The organism is Deltaproteobacteria bacterium (genome assembly GCA_026388545.1).
Lineage (GTDB): Bacteria > Desulfobacterota > Syntrophia > Syntrophales > UBA2185 > JAPLJS01.
Window position 1 is genome coordinate 34,380 of record JAPLJS010000027.1, and the last position, 22,929, is coordinate 57,308.

Below are 22,929 nucleotides of genomic sequence, written 5' to 3' on the forward strand. Positions count from 1 at the left end.
TAAGGAGTCAGGGGTTCAAGCGAACTATTCACTGGAATCCTTGACTCCTCGACCCCTTGAATCCTGAAGATGGTGCTCATTTTATCATGTTCAGCAAGCACTCTATTCCAACAAACACCGGATTGTCCGCTGAAAGAAGTTTCAGATTTCCATTTTGCTCCGATATTGCTAAAATATCTTCATCTTCCGGCAGGCCCACAACCATATTTGCTCCCGTGGCGATTCTGATCTCTTCTGCGATTGCAGGCAACTCTCGCTGCCGGAGGCGGTTGACGACAATGGCAAGGCTGTCGTAGGCAATGTCCATATCGCCGGCCAGGGCATGGAGCCTTCTTACGGTCTCAAAACCGCGGCCCGTCGCATCGGTGACCATGACCAGGAGACTGACTTTATTAACAATGCGTCTGGAGAGGTTCTCCAAACCCGCTTCGTTGTCCAGGATCACATAGGGATATTGTTTGACCATCTCAATAAGAACGGCCTTCAGGACGTTATTGGCATAACAGTAACATCCAGGCCCCTCACATCGCCCCATTGCAATGAGGTCAAAATCATCACTCTCCACGAGGCTCTCGGCGATACGGAGTTGCAGAAAACGCTTTTTGTCCATGCCCCGGACCGTGCCATTCTGGGCGAATTTACGGGCGTCCTCACGAATACCGCCGACGGTCTTCACCACCTTAACCCCCAGGGCCGTATCAAGGCAGGTATTGGGATCGGCATCGACGGCCAGCACGGGACGGCATCCCCGGTGAATGAGGCGCATTACCATGAGCGCCGCCACTGTCGTCTTTCCCACACCGCCTTTTCCTGCAACCGCGATCAGGCGATTCATTGCTGGACCTCAAGCCTGTTCAGGATGTCTTCGAAACAACGAAGTAAATCATCGGGCAGGCCGTCCAGGACAGAGCTACCGTCTCGGTCGGTACGGCGGAGTTCCTCCCGGTAAGGGATAATGCCGAGAAATGTGTTCCCCGGAAAAGCCTCCCGGAGGAACCGTTCATCCTCCAGGCCGTTTATCTTATTAGCCACAAGGCGGATATCCTGCAAGCCGATATCACGAGCGAGTCGCAGGATGCGCCGGGTGCTGTCTACAGCCCTCTGGCCGGGCTCAACTACGATTATCATCCGATCCACGCCGCTGGCCGTGGCCCGTCCCAGATGCTCTACACCGGCCTCCATGTCCATAACCAGGACGTCATCCTTATACAAAATGCAATCCGTAACCAGGGCACGTATAAGCACATTCTCCGGACAGGCACAGCCGCCGCCTCCCCGCTCAACGGCGCCGAGGACGAGGAGTGCCACACCTCGATGATGGTAGGCAAAACTATCTGCAATATCGGAAACCTCCGGATTGAGTTTAAATATCTGCCCGTACTGCTTAACTTTTGCCCCTGTCCTCGCCTCGATCAGTGCCGCCTGACGGGAGATGGGGATGATACTTTCCTGTTCCCGGGCGGGGATCCCCAGGGCAGCCGCAAGATTGGCGTCCGGGTCGGTGTCCACCGCCAGGACCTTCCTGCCCCGGCGAGCCATGAGAAGGATTATCGCGGCTGCCAGCGTCGATTTACCGGCGCCCCCTTTTCCGGAGATCGCAAGCTTCATATAATAATCCATATGGATTTAATGCAAAAGTCTAAATGCAAAGTGTAAAATTAAGGAACAAAAAATCATTTTGAATCTTTCATTTTAAATTTTGAAATTTGCATTTTGCATTATTTGTATTTTTCTTTCATAAAAGCGGAAAGGTTTGCCAGACTGTCGTATACCAGCTCTGCGTCCTCAGGTGACAGGGAGCCGGTGCCGCAGGAGGGCGTTAGAAGGGCCTGATCGGCAATGAGGCGTTTTTCGATGCCCCTGGAAGCCAGGTGATCCATCATGTCTTCGAGGCGCGCCGCGAGGCTCTCCACAGTCTGTTCCCGGATGGCCGTCGAGGTGGGTACAATCCCCCAGGCAAGCGCACCGCCCCGTAACAGATGTGTTTTGACGGCCCCGGCGTACATGGCGATTGTCTCACCGTACTGGAAGGCGTCGAAGCTGATGATATCCACACCGGCATCGATGGGGATGCTCCACTCCGTGTTGCCGCAGCAGTGCATACCGGCGTTGCCGCCTTCGGTATGTACGGCATCGATCATGTCTTTGAGCAAATTGATCACATCATCCCGGCGGACGGACACATAAGTGGAACTGCCGAAAGCAGAAAGGATCGGCTCATCGATAAAGCATATAACATGACCGGCATATGGCTTGAATTTCCGGACCTGCCAGCGGGAGATCATGGCCAGCGTTTTGGCGATCATATCCCGGAATTCTTCATTATAATAAATCGCCCGCTTTTTTTCATCAACGACTGTCAGGGAAAAGCTGCACGGACCTGTAACCTGACATTTTACAAAAGGCATCTTTTTACCCTGCTGCCGCAGTCTCTCTTCCAGTGCGTGAATCCCCCGGGAGAAGGTCGGGCTGACGGCCACCGCCGCACAGTTGCCGTCTCCCTCTTCGGGGTCCATGGCCAGGAGGTAGGTCTCGTAGAATTGGGCAAAAGCCTCAGAGTAATCGCCGGATGTATCGAAATAGAGGCCGGCAGCTTGGATAGGATCAGGTCGACAGCGTAGCCCGGATCATCAAAGGGCATGCTGCCGATGCCGGTCGCCAGAAACTGTGGTTTAACGATCATTGTATGTTAACTCCTCCGCGAATATTTACTAAGAAAAAGTCCCCCTTGGCAAAGGGGGATTTAGGGGGATTTGACAAAGGTTGACGCTCTTTAAAATCCCCCTATGCCCCCTTTATGAAAGGGGGGAAATATTTGAGGGTTAATAAGGTTAATAATGGTCAGGCATTTCCAGGGTTAGAAATGCCGGTGATATTCCCCTCGTCGTCGATATCAATGTGATAAGCCGCCGGTGCTTTCGAAAGTCCCGGCATGCGCAGGATTTCGCCGGTTATGGGAATGAGGAAGCCGGCCCCCGATGCAATCTTGATTTCCCGCACGGTGACAATGAAATCTCTGGGCAGTCCCAGGAGGGCGGGATTATCCGAAAGTGACTGCTGGGTTTTGGCAATGCATATCGGGAGTTTGTCAAAGCCGAATTTCTTGATGATGTCGAGATTTCGCTTTGCCAATGGCTGGTAGTCAATGGAAACAGCGCCGTATATCTTACTGGCAACAGTGAATATCTTGTCTTCCACCGGCTGATCCCATTTGTAGAGCGATCGGTAAGTGCTAGACGACTTTGCGATGAGATTCACCACTTTTTCCGCGAGCTCCAGGCCACCTTCGCCGCCGAGACGGAAAATGTCGGCAGATGCGATATTCATCCCTTCATTTTCCGCCGCACTGATGACGGCCTGTATCTCTTCATCCGTATCGGATGGGAAACGGTTCAACGCGATGATACAGGGGACGTTGAACTTATCAATGTTCTCGTAGTGCTTCCTCAGGTTGGCCATGCCGAGGACCGCCAGACGGGGATTGGGCTCATTGAGAGCCTCGCTGGACACACCGGCATGATATTTCAGGGCGCGAACCGTTGCCACCAGGATAACGATGCGGGGGTTCAAATTTCCGTAAGGCGCCACGATATCGAAGTACTTTTCCGCACCCAGCTCAAAGCCGAATCCCGCCTCGGTCACTACATAATCGGCTAAACGGAGGGCAAGGTCGGTACCTATGATGCTGTTTGTTCCCTGGGCGATGTTGGCAAAGGGACCGCCGTGAATAATGGCGGGCACACCCTCTGTGGTCTGCACCAGATTGGGGAGAAGTGCATGTTTCAGAAGGGCCGTGACGGCGCCCTCGACCTTCAGATCTCCGGTAATGACCGGCTTGTCGTCATACGTAAAGCCCACCAGAATTTTTCGTATCTTGTCCTTCAATTCCGCATACGATCGTGAGAGGCAGAGAATCGCCATAATTTCACTGGAAGGAACGATGTCGAAGCCCGTCTCGCGGGGTACGCCGTTTGTGGAACCGCCGAGACCGATGACGATATCCCGGAGGGAGCGATCGTTCATGTCCATCACGCGGCGCCAGGTGATCTTGCGCGGATCGATGTTCAGGGGGTTGCCGTGGAATATAGTGTTGTCAATAATGGCGGACAGGAGATTGTGGGCGCTCTCCACCGCCGGAAAATCATTCGTAAAGTGGAGATTAATTTCGTCCATGGGCAAAACGCAAGAAAGACCGCCGCCCGTAGCGCCGCCTTTGATGCCGAAAACGGGTCCCAGGGACGGTTCGCGGAGGGCTACAATAGTTGGCTTTCCCAGCCTGGCGAGGGACTGTGCGAGCCCGATGGATACAGTGGTCTTTCCTTCACCGGCAGGCGTTGGGGTCATTGCGGAAACGAGGATCAGGGAGGCATTTGCCCTGCGCTCGAAGCGCTTGATCGCCTCGATCCTGACCTTTGCCTTGTAGCGTCCGTAACATTCCAGATCGTCTTCCGCAAGGCCGATAGAGGCGGCGATTTCGGAGATCGGCCTAATGCCCTTGACGGCGCGTTGTTCTTTTACTTTCCCCATGGCTACTTGTTGATCACCGCATCGAACCGGATATCGATATTGTACTCGTCACTGATACGGGTGATAGCATTCTTGAGGTCGACAATCTTGACGGCCGGCGGCAGAGAAAAATAGCAGATCATTTGAAAAACGTTGGCGCCAGTTATAGGATCATGGTCAACGTTAGTTGAGATATCTTCGATGTTGATTCGTCGCTCATGCAGGACCTTGCAGATTTGATGGATGATTCCCGGACGGTCGATGGATATGGCGATGAGCTTGTAGGGAATCGATGGCATGACCTCTCTGTGGAGGGGCGCCTTTGTCTTCCGGATGTAAATGTCAAGACCGGTTTTTTCACGGAGGATGTCCAGGTCATTAATCAGTTGTTCGACATTATCGTTGTTACCCGATGTCAGGATAACCATGCCGAATTCATTTCCCAGGACGCAGCCGCGCGAGCGCTCGATATTGATGCCGCGCGCCGAAAAAAATTCCGCAATTTCTCTTACCAGACCGGGACGGTCAGGACCCATGGATGAAAAAACGACGTATGATCTCATAAGTCAACTCCATATTTTTTTCGTTCATTAACAATCCACTTCAAACCTGCCGGAAAGTTGCCTTCATAATGATGATAAGGATGCAATGAGAAGCAACGCAGGCATATAGTAACATACCTTGTGGAGCCGATAATGCATCCGAACGAAGGAGCCTTGAGGTCATCATATAGCTGTATTACGATGAAGTGTCAAGAAAAAGAGGGCAGTGAGTTCTCCGTGGATTACCTTATTAGACCCTTATCTCGCATACTTAAAGACTCCGTCTAATTTAGCCATTAATTCTTCGGGTGTTACCGGCTTGGCAATGAAGTTTCTTCCTCCGATAACTCCTTCCTGTGATTGAACTTCTCGTCTCGATGCTATGGCAGTAATAAACAGCACGGGGATGTTTTTTGTTTTTTGATTTTCGAGCAGTAGCTCCGCTACCTTCCCTCCACTGATTTCCGGCATGATAATGTCCAGAAGAATTAAATCAGGTTGTTCCTTCGATGCCATTATTACGCCGCTGGTTCCACTTGTGGTCGTCAGTACTTCAAATCTTCCGGTCTTTTCAAGATTGAGCTTGACAAAAAAGCAGAAATCTTCTTCATCATCAATGAGCAGTATTTTTTTCCTATTAGATGGTACTTCTGTTTTCGTTTCTTCGTTCATGATACCCTCCCCCAGGATGGAATGAAATCGAATATTATTCTCTTTTTATTTTAATGGGGATTGCTTTCAGGCAATCCGATGACGACCTGTGTGCCTTGTCCGGTCTCGCTTTCGATCCGGAGCGTCCCATTATGCTTATCGATGATTCCTTTTGCAATAGAGAGCCCCAGTCCCGCATTACCGGATCCGTCCTTAGTTGTATAAAAAGGATCAAACACCTTTTCAATTTCATCTTTAGGAATTCCATCTCCGGTGTCTGCAAAAATGATCTGAAGATGCCGTTCTCCGGATGTACTCTCTAACGGTTCAGCGCTGATGGTGATTGTTCCGCCATCCCGCATCGCATCAACAGAATTTAAAAGGAGATTGAGAAATACCTGTTTTATCTGGTTTATGTCCATAGTTACCTTCGGCAATCCCGGAGAGAATTGCTTGACAATTTTTATATGTTTGAGTTTAAGCTGATGTTCTATGAATGACAGCGTCTCTTCGACGACGGGTTCAATCTCCACTTGTTCGGCTTGAATCGGCATCTGGCGGGTAAAACTCAAGAGTCCCTTTATTATGGAATCCGCCCTGAAAGCGGATTTCTTAATTCTCTCTACGATATCAATGAGGAGAGCATCAGAACCGGTTGACGTCCGCAGGTATTCTACCCCCTGGATGATGATTGCGAGGGGATTTTTCACCTCATGGGCAATACCGGCAGCTACGATACCCAGAGCAGCCAATTTTTCGGCCTGGATCAGTTGCTTTTGTGTCCTTTCCTTTTCTTCAAGTGCATCCTTGCGGGAGTTAATGAGGGTTTGGGTGAAGATACCGTATATAATAACAAAGAAGGCAATCAATATCCGTGTCAGTACCTGATCGGATGACAGAGAATCAATAATCCAGTATATTAATACCATGAAAAGTGCAATTAAAACCAACCCATTACGTTCTATTTGCTGACGAATCATGTGTTCTTTTTTCATTGTACAGTTCACTCTCTGTTTAGACATAAAGTGCTACATAATGAGGTAGCAGCAACATGACTGTATTTTATGTATGTGTGTTTCCCGGGATCTCCTAAAGGAGGTTTATTACCGGTAATCCAATAATAACCAGCGTTCCCTCTTGAATCTTGCTTTCTATCCGGATTGTGCCGTGATGCTTATCGATGATCCCTTTTGTAATGGAAAGTCCTAAACCCGCATTTCCACGCTTATCCTTTGTTGTGAAAAAAGGATCAAACACCTTTTTGATTTTATCCTCGGACATTCCATACCTCGTATCGGCAAAAGATATCTGTAAATACTGTTGATTGGATTCACTTTTTATCTTCTCGATGCCGATTGTTACAATTCCAGAATCCTCCATGGCCTCGACCGAGTTCAAGAGTATATTAATAAATACCTGTTTGATCTGGTTGCTGTCAATATTTATCATTGGTACGTCCGAGGGGTATTGTCTGACTACAGTAATATGTTTGGAGTTAAACTGATGTTCTATAAACGACAGAGTCTCCTCAATAATGGGGATAATCTCCGCCTTCTCTGTTTCAATCGGCATCTGGCGTGTGAAACTCAGAAGCCCTTTCACTATGGAATCTGCCCTCAGAGCGGATTTCTTGACTCTCTCCACAACGTCAACAAGGAGAGGGTCGGAACCGGTGCACGTTTTTAAATATTCAATTCCCTGGATAATGATGGCAAGAGGATTTTTCACCTCATGGGCAATACCGGCGGCGCATGCACCCACTGCGGCCAATTTTTCAGCCTGCATGAGTTCCTCGTGAAGTATTTCCTGAATTTCTTCCGCCCGTTTCCTTTCAGCAATTTCCTGCTCCAATTTGATATTGCGCTCTTCTACGTCTTTTATATAATCCGTGATTTGTGATTGAAGGAGCGCATTTTCCAGGGTTAATCGTATCTCAACAAGCATAGTTGATAGAATATTTTCATCACTTGTGTCAAAAGTTCCTCCTGCTTTTTTATGAGACAGGTTCAAGACAGCGGTAACATCGCCCTTTTGTCCCATATAAACGGGCATACTGAGAAATGAGGGGGACCCATATTTGGGGTTGTTTTTTTTCTGTATTCTCGGGTCTTTTTCGATGTCTTTGACAAGAAGCGGCTTTTTATCAGCTATTACATGCTTTATTAGAGAGTCATCAAGATTAATGTAAGTTCCCTTTTCCATGCCTTCGATACCCCTCGATCCAATGAGACGAAGGCGATTTGATTCGGAATCAACCACAAATGATGATCCGATTTGCGCATTCGTCAAGGCAAGGGCCTTGTCGAGTAAATTGTTGAGCAGCTCTTCAATATCTTTGTTCAGAAAATTAATTTTGGTGATATCTTTCATGGAGTCGGATTCACCAGTTCTTTTATGTAAATTATTATCCATAGAACATTGCTCTTGCCAGTGAATTAATAATGACTGTTTTTAGCTTAAAATGATGCGAGACGCAAAGTATTTTGTAAAAAATATTTCCGTAGTAGAGCAAATATTGTAATAATTATCAAAAACGGGGGAATGGTTCGAAGGAAGGATATATCCGGAGTGAATTAAGCATTATCGGGCTTATGGGGTAGGTGATGTATTATCTCTTAATGCACATGGGCTTGGTACGTTTGTTATTTGAACCCTACCATCCCTGGCTATTCCCCCCGGGACACTCCAGTCCGTTGTCCCAGCATCAACAGAAATCGGTGGATTATTGGGCGACATGTTGAAGGTGATAGGAGTACCGCATTGATTTGTTGTACACTGAGGAGTAGGTAGGAGTTGATAATCATAAAAAATAAGTGTACTTCCCTGGTAAATTTCAACATAACTTCCATTATTTATAGGTATTGATGGCCCACTTGATATGCTAACACACTTCGTCAATGTCGTATAGTTCTGTATCCTGATCTTTGTTTTCTGTGTCGTGCATACCTTATTGTATAAGTCACCGTACGTGAGTTCGCCAACCAAATCTCCATATGCAGTGCCATTTTGTCTGGTGGCCATTTCATATTCGCGTGGTGAACCTGCAACGTTCTTACCGCTCAATCCGGGCGGAGCATTGAAGACGTTGTCGACGGATGTCTGGCTGATGACACTGGCGGCAACACCGTAGCCCTGACCTGCTGCACCGATCTGGCCGTTATCCGCGGCGTCGTTCTGGTTCGTAACGCAAGGCACCCTCAGGACACCTGTATCCGTCGCATGATTCAAATATTCAAACAAAGCACCGCAAAATGTATCCAGTGTAGTGTTAGTCAGCCCCCCCTGTGCTCCTCCCACGGTGTCGTAACTGACATCGTAGAAAAATACGTTGCCGAAGGAATCCTTGCCTCCCGGCAACTGGAGCTGCAGGGTCTGATAAGGCAAGAAGCATGGCGGGTTTGCGCAGGTATTGCAACTGCAATTCGTGCCACAAGTCGCAGGGTCAGGGTTTGATACACCTGTGTTGTTCGGAGGGATTGTTATATCGGGACAGGGGAGCCTGCCGTTTGCTATGGCAAAATATATGACGGAATTTTTGATATTATCCAGGTTGGTTTTCGTCGCAGATAATCTTGCACTTCCGATGGAAGATCGCCAGATTGTAACACTCGCCCCCAGGATCAATCCGATGATGACCAGGACTATGGAAATCTCGACTAATGAAAACCCTTTTTTCTCCCGGAACAACCGCGACAAAGCATACACTTTGGTGATGGTAAGGATTTTGTGAAACACTGCAGTTGTCATTATAGCTCCACAACGATCATTAAACAGTTATTATATTAACCTCAGAAGGTTAACAAAGTCAAAGAAATATCATTATAAAAAAAGGGAAGACGAATCTTCCCTTTTTAATTTCATGAGGAATAAAGAGTTTAAGTCTCTGTCTTTAGACTTGAAATGTTTACAGCTTTAATCCTATCTGAAAGAAATCTGTCGTTACAGCAATTTAGAGCTTGAAAAACTCACTCATAGTGGTTTCAGTTACCGGCGCCGCAAAAGCTTGGAGACAACGAATCGATCCGGTTAATGCATCTCCGTCATCATTTTGTACATCAAGGATTTGCGCTACGTTTTCAGGGGTTCTGGAAACTCCAATCCAGTTCACCGTCAGGCCCTGGACGGCGACATTGGCTGCACCAATGGTTCCGCCGTATGGGTGAGTTGGATTCAAACGGCTTGTACCGGCAACAGCCGGTCCGGAAAGTATTTGGGAAAGTCTTAAATGCTCCCATATAGCGCAGGTTTCAGATGCAGTTCCGGCAGCACAGGTAAACATTGTGCCGGGAGCTGGATTTGTTCCCACGGCGCCGCCATCAATAAGGCCGTTTCCGTTTCCGTTAAATGTTCCCGGCCATCTGGTTGTCGCCGTATTATCATCGCCCGGATACTTTTGATACCTATCGTAATAAGTATAAATGGCGGCTGCAATTTCCTTTTGAGAATTGTACAACCTTTTCATTTTCGCGTTGTTGATAAGTTCCTGGCCTTTGATGACACCTGCAAGAATGAGCCCGATGATCACCAGTACGATAGCCAGTTCAACAAGGGTAAACCCCCTGTCATTCCTGAGTTTTCTAAAATTGAACATTATTCGTCTCCTTTTTTTCTTTTGTTATATATCGGCGGTTATATTTTATTGCTTTAATTTTAAGTCGTTAAAGATGACTTTTCAAGAGTAAAAGAATTTTACATCTCTTCATGTGTGGGGAGAACAACCTCAAACGCCGCGCCGATTGCCTGAGGAAGAACATGGATGTCCCCCTTCATGGCATGAGCCATGTTTTTTGCCTGAAACAGGCCGATACCAAGCCCTCCTCCCTTTGTGGAGTAGAAGGGTTCAAATAAACGGGTACTGTCTTTTATAGAACTTCCCGTATCCGAGATCATGATTTTTACATTATTTCCGTCCGCAGTAATATCGATATAGCAGTTTAGATCAGGCTCCTCGAGAGATTTATCATAGATATTCTTAAGAAGGTTATCGAAAATAGAGATGACCTTGTATTCCTCGGCAGTGATTGACCCTTCTCCTTTTATCGTACAGGTGAGATGGTAGTGTTTTGTGAGATTTTCCAGCAGGGCTTTTACGTCAATTGATATTTTATCGGATTTCTCGATATCGGTTTCCTTTTTCATTTCCAGAAGGCTGATAATCTTAGCCCCACGCCGGGACTGCGCGGGAAGGGTTTCCCTCAGATAAGAAATAAAGCGTTCCTGTCTCTGGGGAGTTTCTAAATGCTGCACGTTGTACGACAGAAACTCGATGAACTGAGCGATGTTTTTAACGTCATGGAGAATAAAAGTTTGGAGTTGTGAAAATTTATAAAAGGCTTCATGAATAACTTTAATCTTAATGAGGACATCCATTTCTATGAGGAAAGAGAGTATTTCAAGGATAATCATATTCAGAAAATATTGTTCGCCCTGTGAATGACGCGGGACGATTCCTATCATTATCCGGTAATCACCTCTCTCAATGTTTTTCTTCATTGAATCATTGCTCAAGGTTGCCTTGTGCGTAAGAGAAGCATTCAGGTAGTGGATATCATAAAATATATCGTCAATTTTTATTTTTTTTAGCACAGGAACGACATCCGGTAAAAAGCGGTGGAGGTCGTAGTCGAGTTGTGTGTTAAGATCGATGAATTCGAGTATGCCACGGATGGCCTTTTGAGTAAGGCGCCGGATATAGATAAGGACGCCGATGATAACGAAACCGGCGAATATAAAAAAAGGATAGATATACTCAATCGTCATCGGTTCTTTTAACGCCAAACTTTCTCAAGAAATAATAGAGGCTTTCTCTTTTTACGCCCAGGATTTTCGCTGATTGGTAAACATTGAAGTTTGTATCCCTCAGTATCCTCAAAATAATGCTCTTGTCTGCCTCATCCCGTAACGTCTGGAGACCTTTTCCCATCTCCACATCTAATGAAATCTTTTTAATACCCTGCTTTTCAAGTTGCTCTTCCGTTTCCTTAAAGAGCAGAGCCCTTTCGACAGAGTAGTGAATTTTCTCCATGTTGGCAGGTTTCAAGAGGTAGTCGAAGGCTCCTGATTTAATAGCTTCAAGGGCAATACCTTCCGTCCTCTGTCCGGTGAGTATGATCACCTTGCACGTGTATTTACTAAGTATGTGATTGAGAACTTTTAACCCTTCATCCGGTGTACCTTCATGTGGCGGCAATCCCAGGTCAAGGATAACAACATCGATTTTATTGTTTTTCAGCGCGTCGATGGCCTCCTTTTGATTTCCGGCCTCTACTATGCTAAAGGCGCTTTCCAGCGAAAAGCAGATCTGCTTTCGTAGGGCTGTATCATCTTCCACTAAAAGGATAGAAACCATGATTTACTCCGTCAAATGAGTTTTAAATAGTCTGCTTAAATAACTAATTGAAATGAAAATATTTTGCAATTATAATTTTCTATGGTATCTTGCCTCGGCAACTGATACAAATCTGAACCCCGTTGGAAGTATGCGTGTACAAAAGAGCTTTTATAGAATGATTACCCAAACAGCACCGGTACTGATAGTTACAATCTGCGTCCTTTTTCTGATCCTTTTTCCGATTACGGTGGAAGCTTTCTGTTTTGAGGAGGCCGGCAGAGCGCATGGCGTGAGTCATGAGCTTCTCCAATCGATTGCCCGGGTTGAATCCGGCTTGAATTCTGAGGCTGTAAACATCAATAGAAATGGTTCAACAGATTTGGGGCTTATGCAGATAAACTCTGCATGGATTGATGTTATGCACCTGAACAGGGAAGAACTTATTTCCAATCCTTGCTATAATGTTAAGGTCGGCGCCGGTATCCTCAGGCAATGTATCGACAGAAATGGTTATACGTGGGAAGCTGTTGGATGTTACAATGCGAAGAGCAAAGGCAAACGGGTCGGTTATTCATGGAAGATTTTTCGTGAACTGAAGAAAGAAAAGGCACGTAAGATAGCAAAGAAGAGGGAGTCTCAGCCTGAGAGCTTACGCTCAGGTCAATCACTGCATTTCAGGGTGAGAGATGTGGAAAAGCCTATAGTGAATGGAGAACCATGAGTCTCATTACGGACTTACTTTCTAAAGTCAAGCAGCATGAATCTAAAAGGGATGTTCCGCCGATCCTGAAAGATGCCGTAGTTCAATCAACGGCAGAGAGGCGAACCAGAAAAAAGCTGACGCTTGCTCTTGTTATTGTGCTTGTATTTGTTGCTGTGGGATTTGGAGCAGTCTACCTTATCGAGTACCTGAAAGAACCATCAGCAGTTACACGTATGTCCGTGAGGACCGCGCCAGCCGTTCAGCCGTCTCCACAGATAACGGCGCCATCGCAACAGCCTCAGTCTGAAGTCAGGACATTTGCAGCAACCTCCGTGGATCAAAAGGTAACGGAAACTGCAGTTACGCCTGAACAGAAAAGAGATTCTTTAACGCATTCTCGTGGAAAAAAAATCATAACAAAAAAATATGCCCAAGGGATTAACCCGAAGACGGCAGGCAAATTGAGGGAAATGAAACAGCATAAGGCAACATCCGGTATGGATAGACAAGAACAGGAAGAGGGAGTCGAAAAAATATCCGGACAGGACAAAGATGCTTATCTTTATGGCGCAAGGACTTATGAAATGCAGGGGAAATATCGCCAAGCCCTCTCATACTATAAAAAAGTACTCACGGTGGAACCGAATAATTATGTCGTTATGAATAATATTTCCGGTATGCTCATTTATTTAAGTTCATATGAGGAAGCCATACGGTATGCCCAAAAGGCACTTAATATCAAAAAAGACTATGTTTCTCCTTTGATTAATATGGGCATCAGTTACGGCCACCTTGGCAAATATTCCGAGAGCGAGAGTTATTTCCGAAGGGCCTTAACAGTGGAACCGTCAAACAGCCTTGCTCTGTTGAACCTTGGGCTCCTCTATGAAAAGCAGAGTATCTTCGATAAAGCCAATCAGCACTATATGAAACTTACTGACGCGGGAGATGCTCAGGGTTATTTAGGTCTTGCGCGAATTGCCGAGAAACAAAAAAAAGTTACGGATGCAATTTATTTTTACAGAATGGTTATATCGACGGATACTGTAGATCCTCAAATTGTAAATACGGCAAACGAAAGGTTATTGCAGCTGACGAAGTGATAATCGGTAAATAAGAAATAAACGGAAATGGCGGCTTATATACAAAGTCGTCATCGAAGGGAACTGACGCTGACTATGTACGATGCAATCCAGTACTCGCCACTATCAGGCACCCGTAATTTGTACCACTTGTTTCCGCCCGATTCGGTCCATTCCTCGATAACCTCAAAACGATCACCCTTGGCGACGATACTCGCTATACCTGCCTGAAGAGACGGCCCTTCCCGCAATCGGGCGGCCCGCACAGTTACGGTTGCCATTTTTTGACGAGCGACGGTGCTGTCTGGTTTGATAGATGATTGTATCGGGGTTTGAATCGAATTACCGTTGCGTTGAAATGTATTATAGCCGAAGAGTAAAACCAAACCGGCGCAGATCAGTAGAATAATAACGGCAACTGCGTATTGAAACATCCTATGCCGGGAGGACATTTTCAGTTGGGTATCCAGAGTATGTTTAACCGTATCCAGCACGTGTCTCTTATGAATATGGTGGCTTGTACCGATATAGGCTATCATCATGGCCCTTGAGGCGGTGAGATTGATTAATCGAGGAACGCCACCGGAGAGCTTATGTGTTAACTTTTTTGCTTTTTCGTCGAATATGGCGGAACCTTTACCTGCCTTAATCAACCTGAAGGTGATATAATCGTACGTTTCCAACGCTGTGAGAGGCCTCAATGTTGCCCTGATCGAAATCCTCTGGTCCAACTGCCGTAACCCTTCGGAATGTAATCTTCTTTGAAGCTCGGGTTGCCCGACAAGAATAATTTGCAGGAGTTTTTCCTTTTCAGTCTCTAAATTTGACAGCAGTCTCAACTCTTCCAGAGAACCGTCGGATAGATTCTGGGCTTCATCCACAATTATGATTACTCTTTTACCTGCAAGGGATTGATTTATGAGGAAGTCTCTAAAAACTTTTATCATTTCGTTCTTGTTTGTTGTTTCAAGATAAATATTTAAATCATCCAGGATAGCCTGCAACAGTTCCTCCGGGGAAAGCCTCGGTGTCATAATCAGGGCAATTTCCGCCTTTTCCTTCCACCGATCAATAAATATCTTGAGGATCGTCGTCTTTCCCGTTCCCGGTTCACCGATGATAAGAGAAAAACCCTCCTTCTGCTCCACGGCATAATCCAGGGATGCCAGAACATCATTATGCATTTTTGAGGGGTAGAAGTAGTGTGAATCCGGCGTAAGTCCGAACGGATCTTCGTTGAGATTAAAGAACTCTAAGTAATCCATAATCAGTTACTATCCGGCGAGTTTGGTAAAAACATCATACATGGGTAGCAGAACGCCTGCAACCATAAGCCCCATGAGACATCCCAGGGTTATTATGAGAATGGGTTCAATCATCTTGCCCACTTTATCGGAGAAGTCATCCACCAGTTTGTAGTAGTGTGTAGCGAGAAAACCAAACTGCTTGTCGAGGTTACCACTTGACTCACCGATAGCTACCATCCTGATGAACAATGGTGGGAATATGCTGTGGGCGCTCAACGAATCCGAAATTCTATTTCCCGCCACAATGTTCATCTTTGAGTCAAGTATTGCTTTTTTGAAGACTTCGTTTCCCATGACCTCAGCGGCAATCTCTAAAGATCGATCAATTGTAATTCCCGCTGTAATCAGTAATCTTAATTGTTCTGAGAAAAGAGCAAGCAGTTTATTATAGGTGAGGAGTCTGATAATGGGGGTTTTTATTTTTATGTAGTCCAGGTAGTATCGTGTTACAGGCCTCAATTTCATGGCCTGCAGGACGAAAAAAATCAATACGGGAATGATTGGGAAGATGTACCAATACTGTTCGGTAAATTTGCTCAACTCGTAGAGTATTTTTGTTAGCAGAGGCATTTTGACACCTAAGTCACGAATAACCTGCATGATTTTTGGCAAGACATATGCAAGCCAGAAAATGACGGCAGCACCTGTCGTAATTAATGAGAATAAAGGGTAGATGAGGGCCCGCTTTACTGTGGAGGCAAGATCTTGTAACTTCTGAAGATGCTCAGCGACTTCCGAGAGGCTTTCTTCTAAACGTCCTGTTTCCTCTCCGACTCTCACCAGCCTGATTAAAATGTCAGGAAATACCGCTTTATGAAGTTCCAGGGCATCGGAAAGTCTGGCGCCCATTTCTATGTTTTTTTTGATATCACTGATGGTGGCCTTTAAGTGTTCATTATCTATTGTGTCGATAATGTCATCAATTGCGGTAAGGATCGGAACGCCGGCACGAATCATGATTGAAAGGTTCGATGAAAATTCAATAATATCCTTTCTCCGGATTCTCCATGTGATGAATCTGTCAGTTATTTTTTTAAGTATTACGCTTGATTCTTTAACGTAAAGAACATATAAGCCTCGGGTTGTGAGATTTTCGTGTACTGAAGAGGTATTATCCGCTTCGAGGACGCCCCTAATGAGAGCGCCTTTGGCGTCCAATGCCTTATAGGAATAGCTGTTCATCCCGTCACCCTGAGTAATTCCTCGAAAGATATTATTCCCTGAGCAACCTTTCTCAGCCCGTCTTCTTTAAGTGGGACCATGCCCTTCCGTATGGCTGCTGACTGTATGGCAGTGATAGGAATATCAGAATAGATCAATTCCCGTAACTCATTGTCGATGGTCAGAATTTCTCCTATAACCAACCTTCCTGCATAGCCGGAACCGCTACACTTACTGCATCCAACACCCCTGTATGACTTGTCGATCTGTATGTTGTATTCTTTTAAAAGTTCATGATCTTCGTCTCTTAGGGCGTGCTCTGTTTTGCAGTACTGACATATCTTCCTTGCCAGTCTCTGTGCGATGATGGCAAGAAGTGATGATGATACGAGGAATTTATCCACCTGCAGATCCAGCAGCCGTGGTATGGATGTTACCGCATCATTTGAGTGAATGGTGGAAAGGACAAGATGGCCCGTGATTGATGTACGAACTGCTATCTTTGCTGTTTCTTCATCCCTGATTTCTCCGATAAGCATGACATCAGGATCCTGTCTCATGAAATTTCTTGCGGCGAAGGCAAAATCATATCCGGCCTTCACGTTTACCTGGGTCTGTCTCGTAAGACTTAACTTGTATTCAACGGGATCCTCGACGGTAATAACATTTCTCTCCAGGAGGTTAATTTCTCTGAGGGCGGCATACAGTGTGGTTGTCTTACCGGAACCTGTTGGACCGGCAATGAGAATAACTCCATAGGGTTTTTGAAAAAGCGACCTTATTATTTTCACAATGTGCTCGTCAAATCCGAGTTTGTCAATCCTGAGAAGGGGCCCTGTGCCAGCAAGAATCCTCATTACTACATTTTCGCCGTAGATGGTGGGTATAGTAGATACCCGGATATCGTATCCTTTATGAAGGAAATCAAATGTGAAAGAGCCGTCCTGAGGAAGTCGTGTTTCTGCAATATCGAGCTTGGATAGAATTTTTATCCTCGATACGCTGCCCGTATGAACGATGCGCGGAAGGGCATGCCCGTATTGTAATACCCCATCTATTCTGTAAAATATGTGAATAATATCTGATGCCGGTGTAATATGTATATCTGTCGCATTTCTTCGAATCCCGTCCATGAAAATGAGGTCAGTTAAGGATGTCACGGCTGCCCCACTCGCAGTTCTTGATTCTTTTATTTCTTTGAGGATTCTTTCTCTGTTCTGCTGGATCGGATTCTCGAGAAAAAAGTAGCCTTTCTCCAGAGACTCACGGAAATTGTCAGGGTCAACCATATATACTTTCGGTTGATTTTTAGTAATTGACGCAACTTTGTCAACGGCCACAATATTACTCGGATTGGTTACACCAATGCTCAACCTTCCTTCTGTGATTTCGATGGGAATGAAACCGGTTGTTTCCGCGACTTCTTTTGGAAAAAGTATCAGGGCGTCTTCCGAAATAGGGTACTGACTCAGGTCGATGTATTCAACGCCCGCCTGTTCGGCTAAAGCCTGACCAAGTTCTTTCGATGATACAAAGCCTAACTTTACGATGGCATCACCGAGAAGCTCGCCGGTAATTTTTTGCTGGATAAGGGCAATCTGAAGCTGGTTTTCATTAATCAGGTTTTTTGACTGAAGGATTTCTCCAATCTTTACTGCTGCCATACTGTTTGCATCCTTATTGTTATGGTAAAGTACTGTTTTTTTATTTAGATACAATCATGGGCTGAATTAACACGACAAGTTCGGTTTTTGTTACCGATTTTGTCCTGCTTTTAAATAGGTAACCCAATAGAGGGATGTCTCCCAGCCCTGGGATTTGGCTATCCGCGATCTCTTCCCTGTTAGAGATAAGCCCCCCGATTATGACCATCTGTCCATTTCTGACCTTTACAGTCGTGCTCAGTTGTCTGAGATTAACGGTGGGAAGTTGAATGAGGAACGGATAGTTTCCCGAGCTATCCGGTGTGCCGAGTTTCCGTTCATCTAGTTTTACGAGGTCTGAGGTAATAGGAGTAATACTCAGGGTTATCTCGCCGCTCTCACTGATAAACGGAACAATCCCGATCATGATGCCGGAAAGCAGGCTGCTTGTGTTAACCGTAAAGGTAATGACAGGGGGACTGCCCGTTGTGGTAGTTGATTCGATCTTTGAAATATAATTTTTATCCTGCCCCACACTTAAAATTGATGTCTGTCCATTCATGATACTTACACGGGGATTTGACAGGATTCTTGTTTCCCCCTGAGTTTGGATGGCGCGAAGAAGAGAAGTGAAATCAGATGCCACTGTCGCTATGCTGAAGTTGGGGGCTGCTGCAGAAACTCCATCGGCAAATTGTCTCGTTGCAAAGGTTGCGCTTTGGCCCTCTCGTGTATTTAAAACATAATTCCAGTTAATGCCGAATTGGAGGCCGTCGGACAGGCTGACCTCGATGATCTTCGCCTCTACCAGAACCTGCCTGTTGATAACCTTTTTGATTGTATTGAGGTAGTTCTCAATTTTTTCAAGGTTTTTTTTCGTTGACGTGACAATGATGGTTCCGGTTAGACGGTTAACCGTAATGTTTTGTGCTCCAGTTGAGGCGCCTGTGATTTTATCGAGGGACTTTTCAATGACATCCCAGAAGTTGTACGCAGATTTATCGGTTTCAGATTTTTGAGAAATATTTCCCTTGACGGTGGTGCCCCCGCCGGTTCCCGAAGTTACGCCGCCAAGCATGTCGCCGCCTAAGTCTGTGTGATAGGTTTGCACAATTGCAGGGAACCCCAGTTCGAAGGTTTTTGTGGATGTTGCTTTAATGAAGAGCATGTTATCTTTTACCGTGTAAAAATAGTCAGCGGAAGCACAGACCCTGTTTAAAGCATCCTCTGCGGTTACATTTTTCAAATTGAGTGTAATCGGAGTTTCAGCATTTACATCGGTATCCATTACTAAATTAAGTCCGGTTGCCTCTGCGATAATGAAGAGCGCATCCCGCAAGGGCGTGTTTCGTGCGGACAGATCAACTATTCTCGTCTTGAGCGGTGATATGTCGTCATGGACAGGAACAAAATCGGGTGTTTTTACCGGTGTGGCAGGGGAAGGTTGTGCACCTGTCGATTCTTTAGCTTCCTTTGGAATCTGGATTTCTCTTTTAATTTCGAGTGCAGAACAAGATATCATGCATAGGAAAAATCCCAGAAACAAAAACAATTTTAACACAGAACAATTGTTTAATCTAACTTCAGCCATTTTTCACCTTCTCTGTTTTTTAATAAGATCTTGTCTTTTTCAATCCTTGCGATTGAATGATTATCCATTTTGTCACCTTCATGTACAAGCTTGCCGTCAATAATAGCAAATTTTCTTTTCTGATTGACTAAAATAAATGAAACCCTTTTTTCCGCAATGGCCGGCGGAGGTACGATTTCTGCGAGTGATGTCTTCGGGAATTCACTTTCCCGGCTTTGTGTAAGGTTGATCGGGCTTTTTAGAGAACCGAAAGACAATGATTTTCTCTCCGTAAGCTTGGGTGTACGCTCATCGGTAAAGGTGAAGACTTTTTGCTCAGCGGGAGAAAATGATGGTGCAAAATTTACCCTTGAAATAAGCAAAATAATGATTATGGCAATTACAGGAATCGATAAAAGGAAGATGATAATTTTATTATTCTCGTTCACGAACTGCCGCCTATATTTACTGACTGCATTTTTACTATTCCTTTGATCTCAATACTAATTACCGCATTTTTTGCATCTGATCGGTTTGAGATAGTTACATCATTGATAAAGAAAAAGGGTGAAACGAGAGACTGCAGATAGCCTATGTCGTTAATAAATACTGTATAGTCCTGAATCGTACCGATTATAGTTACCGGTAGTGCGATTTCGTCCCCCTTTTTTTCAAAATTTGCAATGGCTATATCCGCACCTTTAATACGTGACTTAATAGAATCAATTGCTGTCAAGATCGCGCCTTCCATCGCTTCCGTTTTATCATATGACGGGAAAAGCGCCCTGATATTTACTATAGTTTCGCCTACATTTTTCGACGTTTCTTTCATCTTGACACTATTTATTTTGAGAGTTTGAAATTTATTTAACGTATCTGATAGGCTTGTTATGTACGTCTCTGTGAGAATTGCACCAGAGATGAGCACCGTAGCAAAGAGTGCGGAAACAGCATAATATAATAGAAGCTTTTTAAGCTTTGCGTCCATGGGTAAGCGTTCTGCAGAATTAGATCTTGTTTTCAACATCTATTTGAAAGTTTCCATTTTTTAGATCAATGTTTTTTGAAATAACCGCCATACCTGAAACATTAGTGAAATTAGCGAGGAGCTTTGTAAAGACTCTGTGCATTTCTCCGTAGTTTTTATGTGTAATAATGCCGGATACCTGGATCAGCAAAGAAACGTTCTTATTGTTTAATTGGATGGTTTGAATATGCACGTTTTCCATGGGCAGGAATTTTAATGAAACGAGCGCCTTTTGTATGTCGGGGCTTGAGTTTGCTTCGTTAACGAAATTGATTAAAGGGAGAAATTGCTGCATTTTTTCGGTTTCTTTTTCATATGCTGATGTTGCTGCATCAATTCCTGAGATATCTTTTCTCAGTAAATTAATTTTTTCATTTATCCGGGATATTTCTGATAGATTGATTAAAATGTGACCAAGTCCAATGAGGGAAAACAGAAGAAAAAAAACAACGGCATAAGAAGCTATGCTTCTCTGAGTGTACAACATTTTGTATTTATGAGGGAGAAGATTCTGATTCCTGAGTTTTTGTCCGAAAATGATAGCTGATACCGGTGCAGCAAAATTTGTGAGTGTTTCATCGGAGGCAAGGACGTTTGAAGGGTGCTTGACAGATACCGTAGGAATAATCGTGTTAAAACCCCCTTCTTTTTTTACAGCATTCATCAGTATTATCTGTTCGGGATACAATCGTAATTTCTGCCGGCAGTAACTGACAGTCATGTTGATATTGTCGATATCAATATCAGCGACTTCATGCCCCAAAGATGGCGTGACTCTGATAAAGCAAATCTGCCCATTTTTGATGAGAAAAAGGGTTCTGTCTGTTTCTGAATTCAATAAAGAAAGCACCGTTTTACTGCTCCAGTCATCAGATGTCTTTATTAAGTGGGAAAGTGCGAGAATATCTGGGTAAATGTATTTGACTGATTTACCATATTTATTGAATCGCTCTATAATTTCAGTGAGCTCACTATTGTCAACGGCAAAGAAAAATATTTCCCTTGTTCCCTTCTCAGTTGACGATTTTTCCGTGAGATCGCAGTAGAAATAGGATAAGTCATTCAATACTGGAAAACGTTTTCTTATTTCAGTCTCAATGATTTTTTTAAGATATGCAGGTTTTGCAGGGGGAGCAGCTATAATATCGCTATAAAATCTTTTGAAGTGGCAGAGCACCGTGAGATCAGGTAATTTGGCAGTTTTTAAGAAAGAGTCAAATTCCTCTTCCTGAAAAACGTTTGTCTTATGGACGACCGTCTTTTCCCTTTCGTACGATGCGTAAACCACCTTAATCAGGTTATCTTCAAAACTGACTACTACTTGTTTGCTCAATACTTTTCCTTCCTGTCAATTCCCATCCACTATGAGTGAGAATTCTCGTTGCGTTGTATATACCCTGAATTTCTCTCGCTTTCAAGTATTTTTGGAAATTATCACAGTTACTTACCAAATGATTCTGGTGGAAGATGGTATCAGCTTAATATTTATGGTAAAATGAAAAAAATGAAAAATATAATTGGCTTCAGTAGCATAATAATTTGAAATAACTCTCTTTCTTTGCTAAGGTTGAAATACGGAAATTCCGCATTATTAGATTTATTCTCATGTGATGAAACGGCGTTAAAGTGGAAAAGTTAAGTGATATCAGACCTGGAATGAGTGTCAATCTCGTCATGCATATTGACATCGAAAAGGAAATAACAGATGTCAGAAATGCAACAGTGTACGATACCGACGGTGTTAATAGTATATTGTCTCAGACAAATCCACCATTTACAAGGTATCATGTTGGTGAACACATAACAGTCACCTATCTTATAAAGAAAAAGGATAATATCAGGCGTATTGGTTTTTCTGGTAAAGTGGTGAATATCGTGAATGATTATAATCTCTATTCATCAAAAACAGTCCAGGCCATTACCATAATCCGGGGCAGTGAGCTGAATATATATGATTTAAGAATGCACTACAGGGTGAAACCCAGGTCAGATAATGGTATCCATCTTTATGTGAGAGATGCAAAAGTTAATATCCTAGATATCTCTATTGGCGGCGCTCGTTTTTGCCATTCAAATAATCATCCCATCGAACCGGGAATAATGATCAAAATGATTTTAACCCTTGATTTACACAAGTTTAGTCTTGAAGCAAAAGCAGTAAATGTATGGTATCCTTCTGAAGCCGAAAGGCGGGCTGATATAGAATATGTGTCGGTTCATTTTTTGAAAATGGATAAGAAATGTAGCTATTTACTGGGCGGAAAAATCCTGGCAATTCAGAGAGATCTTCTATCAAAAACGTAACAGGAATTATATCCTCATCCTCCTCGCATGCATATCTTCCAATCCCACCCTTGTATATGTAATTAAATTTCGCCATTCATTGTCCTTGATAAGAAACACACA

23 protein-coding genes are annotated in these 22,929 nt (G+C 44.5%); 3 read left to right on the forward strand and 20 right to left on the reverse strand.

The window, feature by feature from the left end:
- Window positions 1-76: 76 nt before the first annotated feature.
- From NTW12_02795 to NTW12_02855, 13 genes are all read right to left on the reverse strand, one after another.
- Entirely contained in the window at window positions 77-835 is a 759-nt protein-coding gene (locus NTW12_02795; GenBank protein MCX5845270.1) for an AAA family ATPase, read from the reverse strand.
- On the reverse strand, window positions 832-1,608 hold the full coding sequence (locus NTW12_02800) for an AAA family ATPase (GenBank protein ID MCX5845271.1): 777 nt from the start codon (window positions 1,606-1,608) through the stop codon (window positions 832-834). The genes NTW12_02795 and NTW12_02800 overlap by 4 nt, the downstream gene beginning before the upstream one ends.
- A 110-nt stretch (window positions 1,609-1,718) precedes the next feature.
- Window positions 1,719-2,408 carry a hypothetical protein gene (locus tag NTW12_02805; GenBank protein MCX5845272.1) on the reverse strand — a complete coding sequence of 230 codons (690 nt, stop codon included), beginning with the start codon at window positions 2,406-2,408 and terminating at the stop codon, window positions 1,719-1,721.
- Complete coding sequence (locus NTW12_02810; protein ID MCX5845273.1) at window positions 2,396-2,683, reverse strand: hypothetical protein; 288 nt, start codon at window positions 2,681-2,683, stop codon at window positions 2,396-2,398. Before NTW12_02810 ends, NTW12_02805 begins: the two co-directional genes overlap by 13 nt.
- 158 nt (window positions 2,684-2,841) lie before the next feature.
- The gene (locus tag NTW12_02815; GenBank protein MCX5845274.1) at window positions 2,842-4,527 is read right to left on the reverse strand and encodes a formate--tetrahydrofolate ligase; all 1,686 of its coding nucleotides are present in this window, start codon (window positions 4,525-4,527) and stop codon (window positions 2,842-2,844) included.
- A gap of 2 nt (window positions 4,528-4,529) precedes the next feature.
- Window positions 4,530-5,069: an ACT domain-containing protein gene (locus NTW12_02820; protein ID MCX5845275.1), complete on the reverse strand. Its 540-nt coding sequence runs from the start codon at window positions 5,067-5,069 to the stop codon at window positions 4,530-4,532.
- Between the two features lie 237 nt (window positions 5,070-5,306).
- Window positions 5,307-5,720 (reverse strand): response regulator, encoded by a 414-nt coding sequence (locus NTW12_02825; protein ID MCX5845276.1) that lies wholly within the window; start codon window positions 5,718-5,720, stop codon window positions 5,307-5,309.
- 50 nt (window positions 5,721-5,770) lie between these two features.
- Window positions 5,771-6,694: an ATP-binding protein gene (locus NTW12_02830; protein ID MCX5845277.1), complete on the reverse strand. Its 924-nt coding sequence runs from the start codon at window positions 6,692-6,694 to the stop codon at window positions 5,771-5,773.
- 94 nt (window positions 6,695-6,788) lie between these two features.
- Window positions 6,789-8,111 (reverse strand): ATP-binding protein, encoded by a 1,323-nt coding sequence (locus NTW12_02835; protein MCX5845278.1) that lies wholly within the window; start codon window positions 8,109-8,111, stop codon window positions 6,789-6,791.
- A 177-nt stretch (window positions 8,112-8,288) separates the two neighbouring features.
- Window positions 8,289-9,446, reverse strand: coding sequence for a prepilin-type N-terminal cleavage/methylation domain-containing protein (locus tag NTW12_02840; protein MCX5845279.1), 1,158 nt, complete (start codon window positions 9,444-9,446; stop codon window positions 8,289-8,291).
- A gap of 202 nt (window positions 9,447-9,648) precedes the next feature.
- The gene (locus NTW12_02845) at window positions 9,649-10,290 is read right to left on the reverse strand and encodes a prepilin-type N-terminal cleavage/methylation domain-containing protein (GenBank protein ID MCX5845280.1); all 642 of its coding nucleotides are present in this window, start codon (window positions 10,288-10,290) and stop codon (window positions 9,649-9,651) included.
- 98 nt (window positions 10,291-10,388) lie between these two features.
- Window positions 10,389-11,477 carry an ATP-binding protein gene (locus tag NTW12_02850; protein MCX5845281.1) on the reverse strand — a complete coding sequence of 363 codons (1,089 nt, stop codon included), beginning with the start codon at window positions 11,475-11,477 and terminating at the stop codon, window positions 10,389-10,391.
- The gene (locus tag NTW12_02855; GenBank protein ID MCX5845282.1) at window positions 11,449-12,048 is read right to left on the reverse strand and encodes a response regulator; all 600 of its coding nucleotides are present in this window, start codon (window positions 12,046-12,048) and stop codon (window positions 11,449-11,451) included. Before NTW12_02855 ends, NTW12_02850 begins: the two co-directional genes overlap by 29 nt.
- 157 nt (window positions 12,049-12,205) lie before the next feature.
- Here NTW12_02855 and NTW12_02860 point away from each other — a divergent pair, with 157 nt between their 5' ends.
- Together NTW12_02860 and NTW12_02865 are read left to right on the forward strand one after the other, a co-directional pair.
- Window positions 12,206-12,751, forward strand: a complete 546-nt coding sequence (locus tag NTW12_02860) for a lytic transglycosylase domain-containing protein (GenBank protein MCX5845283.1) — start codon at window positions 12,206-12,208, stop codon at window positions 12,749-12,751.
- Window positions 12,748-13,836, forward strand: coding sequence for a tetratricopeptide repeat protein (locus NTW12_02865; protein MCX5845284.1), 1,089 nt, complete (start codon window positions 12,748-12,750; stop codon window positions 13,834-13,836). Before NTW12_02860 ends, NTW12_02865 begins: the two co-directional genes overlap by 4 nt.
- A 50-nt stretch (window positions 13,837-13,886) precedes the next feature.
- On the opposite strand, the gene NTW12_02870 is transcribed toward NTW12_02865, so the two are convergent.
- From NTW12_02870 to NTW12_02900, 7 genes are read right to left on the reverse strand one after another with little or no spacing between them, the layout of a single operon-like run.
- Window positions 13,887-15,080, reverse strand: coding sequence for an AAA family ATPase (locus NTW12_02870; protein MCX5845285.1), 1,194 nt, complete (start codon window positions 15,078-15,080; stop codon window positions 13,887-13,889).
- Between the two features lie 9 nt (window positions 15,081-15,089).
- The gene (locus NTW12_02875) at window positions 15,090-16,304 is read right to left on the reverse strand and encodes a type II secretion system F family protein (GenBank protein MCX5845286.1); all 1,215 of its coding nucleotides are present in this window, start codon (window positions 16,302-16,304) and stop codon (window positions 15,090-15,092) included.
- On the reverse strand, window positions 16,301-17,947 hold the full coding sequence (locus tag NTW12_02880) for a GspE/PulE family protein (GenBank protein ID MCX5845287.1): 1,647 nt from the start codon (window positions 17,945-17,947) through the stop codon (window positions 16,301-16,303). Before NTW12_02880 ends, NTW12_02875 begins: the two co-directional genes overlap by 4 nt.
- Window positions 17,948-17,987: 40 nt before the next feature.
- Window positions 17,988-19,448, reverse strand: a complete 1,461-nt coding sequence (gene mshL / locus NTW12_02885; GenBank protein MCX5845288.1) for a pilus (MSHA type) biogenesis protein MshL — start codon at window positions 19,446-19,448, stop codon at window positions 17,988-17,990.
- Window positions 19,449-19,498: 50 nt separating this feature from the next.
- On the reverse strand, window positions 19,499-19,945 hold the full coding sequence (locus NTW12_02890) for a hypothetical protein (protein ID MCX5845289.1): 447 nt from the start codon (window positions 19,943-19,945) through the stop codon (window positions 19,499-19,501).
- On the reverse strand, window positions 19,942-20,484 hold the full coding sequence (locus NTW12_02895) for a hypothetical protein (GenBank protein MCX5845290.1): 543 nt from the start codon (window positions 20,482-20,484) through the stop codon (window positions 19,942-19,944). The genes NTW12_02890 and NTW12_02895 overlap by 4 nt, the downstream gene beginning before the upstream one ends.
- Window positions 20,485-20,503: 19 nt before the next feature.
- Complete coding sequence (locus tag NTW12_02900; GenBank protein MCX5845291.1) at window positions 20,504-21,856, reverse strand: hypothetical protein; 1,353 nt, start codon at window positions 21,854-21,856, stop codon at window positions 20,504-20,506.
- A 293-nt stretch (window positions 21,857-22,149) separates the two neighbouring features.
- Between NTW12_02900 and NTW12_02905 the strand changes: the two genes are divergently transcribed.
- On the forward strand, window positions 22,150-22,827 hold the full coding sequence (locus tag NTW12_02905; protein MCX5845292.1) for a PilZ domain-containing protein: 678 nt from the start codon (window positions 22,150-22,152) through the stop codon (window positions 22,825-22,827).
- The last annotated feature ends 102 nt before the right edge of the window (window positions 22,828-22,929 follow it).

What these genes read in the sequence shown, in the direction of transcription:
- NTW12_02795 (MCX5845270.1), bottom strand. Translation starts at nt 835, where the DNA reads ATGAATCGCCTGATCGCGGTTGCAGGAAAAGGCGGTGTGGGAAAGACG.
- NTW12_02800 (MCX5845271.1), bottom strand. Translation starts at nt 1,608, where the DNA reads ATGAAGCTTGCGATCTCCGGAAAAGGGGGCGCCGGTAAATCGACGCTG.
- NTW12_02805 (MCX5845272.1), bottom strand. Translation starts at nt 2,408, where the DNA reads ATGCCTTTTGTAAAATGTCAGGTTACAGGTCCGTGCAGCTTTTCCCTG.
- NTW12_02810 (MCX5845273.1), bottom strand. Translation starts at nt 2,683, where the DNA reads ATGATCGTTAAACCACAGTTTCTGGCGACCGGCATCGGCAGCATGCCC.
- NTW12_02815 (MCX5845274.1), bottom strand. Translation starts at nt 4,527, where the DNA reads ATGGGGAAAGTAAAAGAACAACGCGCCGTCAAGGGCATTAGGCCGATC.
- NTW12_02820 (MCX5845275.1), bottom strand. Translation starts at nt 5,069, where the DNA reads ATGAGATCATACGTCGTTTTTTCATCCATGGGTCCTGACCGTCCCGGT.
- NTW12_02825 (MCX5845276.1), bottom strand. Translation starts at nt 5,720, where the DNA reads ATGAACGAAGAAACGAAAACAGAAGTACCATCTAATAGGAAAAAAATA.
- NTW12_02830 (MCX5845277.1), bottom strand. Translation starts at nt 6,694, where the DNA reads ATGAAAAAAGAACACATGATTCGTCAGCAAATAGAACGTAATGGGTTG.
- NTW12_02835 (MCX5845278.1), bottom strand. Translation starts at nt 8,111, where the DNA reads ATGGATAATAATTTACATAAAAGAACTGGTGAATCCGACTCCATGAAA.
- NTW12_02840 (MCX5845279.1), bottom strand. Translation starts at nt 9,446, where the DNA reads ATGACAACTGCAGTGTTTCACAAAATCCTTACCATCACCAAAGTGTAT.
- NTW12_02845 (MCX5845280.1), bottom strand. Translation starts at nt 10,290, where the DNA reads ATGTTCAATTTTAGAAAACTCAGGAATGACAGGGGGTTTACCCTTGTT.
- NTW12_02855 (MCX5845282.1), bottom strand. Translation starts at nt 12,048, where the DNA reads ATGGTTTCTATCCTTTTAGTGGAAGATGATACAGCCCTACGAAAGCAG.
- NTW12_02860 (MCX5845283.1), top strand. Translation starts at nt 12,206, where the DNA reads ATGATTACCCAAACAGCACCGGTACTGATAGTTACAATCTGCGTCCTT.
- NTW12_02865 (MCX5845284.1), top strand. Translation starts at nt 12,748, where the DNA reads ATGAGTCTCATTACGGACTTACTTTCTAAAGTCAAGCAGCATGAATCT.
- NTW12_02870 (MCX5845285.1), bottom strand. Translation starts at nt 15,080, where the DNA reads ATGGATTACTTAGAGTTCTTTAATCTCAACGAAGATCCGTTCGGACTT.
- NTW12_02875 (MCX5845286.1), bottom strand. Translation starts at nt 16,304, where the DNA reads ATGAACAGCTATTCCTATAAGGCATTGGACGCCAAAGGCGCTCTCATT.
- NTW12_02880 (MCX5845287.1), bottom strand. Translation starts at nt 17,947, where the DNA reads ATGGCAGCAGTAAAGATTGGAGAAATCCTTCAGTCAAAAAACCTGATT.
- mshL (MCX5845288.1), bottom strand. Translation starts at nt 19,448, where the DNA reads ATGATATCTTGTTCTGCACTCGAAATTAAAAGAGAAATCCAGATTCCA.
- NTW12_02895 (MCX5845290.1), bottom strand. Translation starts at nt 20,484, where the DNA reads ATGGACGCAAAGCTTAAAAAGCTTCTATTATATTATGCTGTTTCCGCA.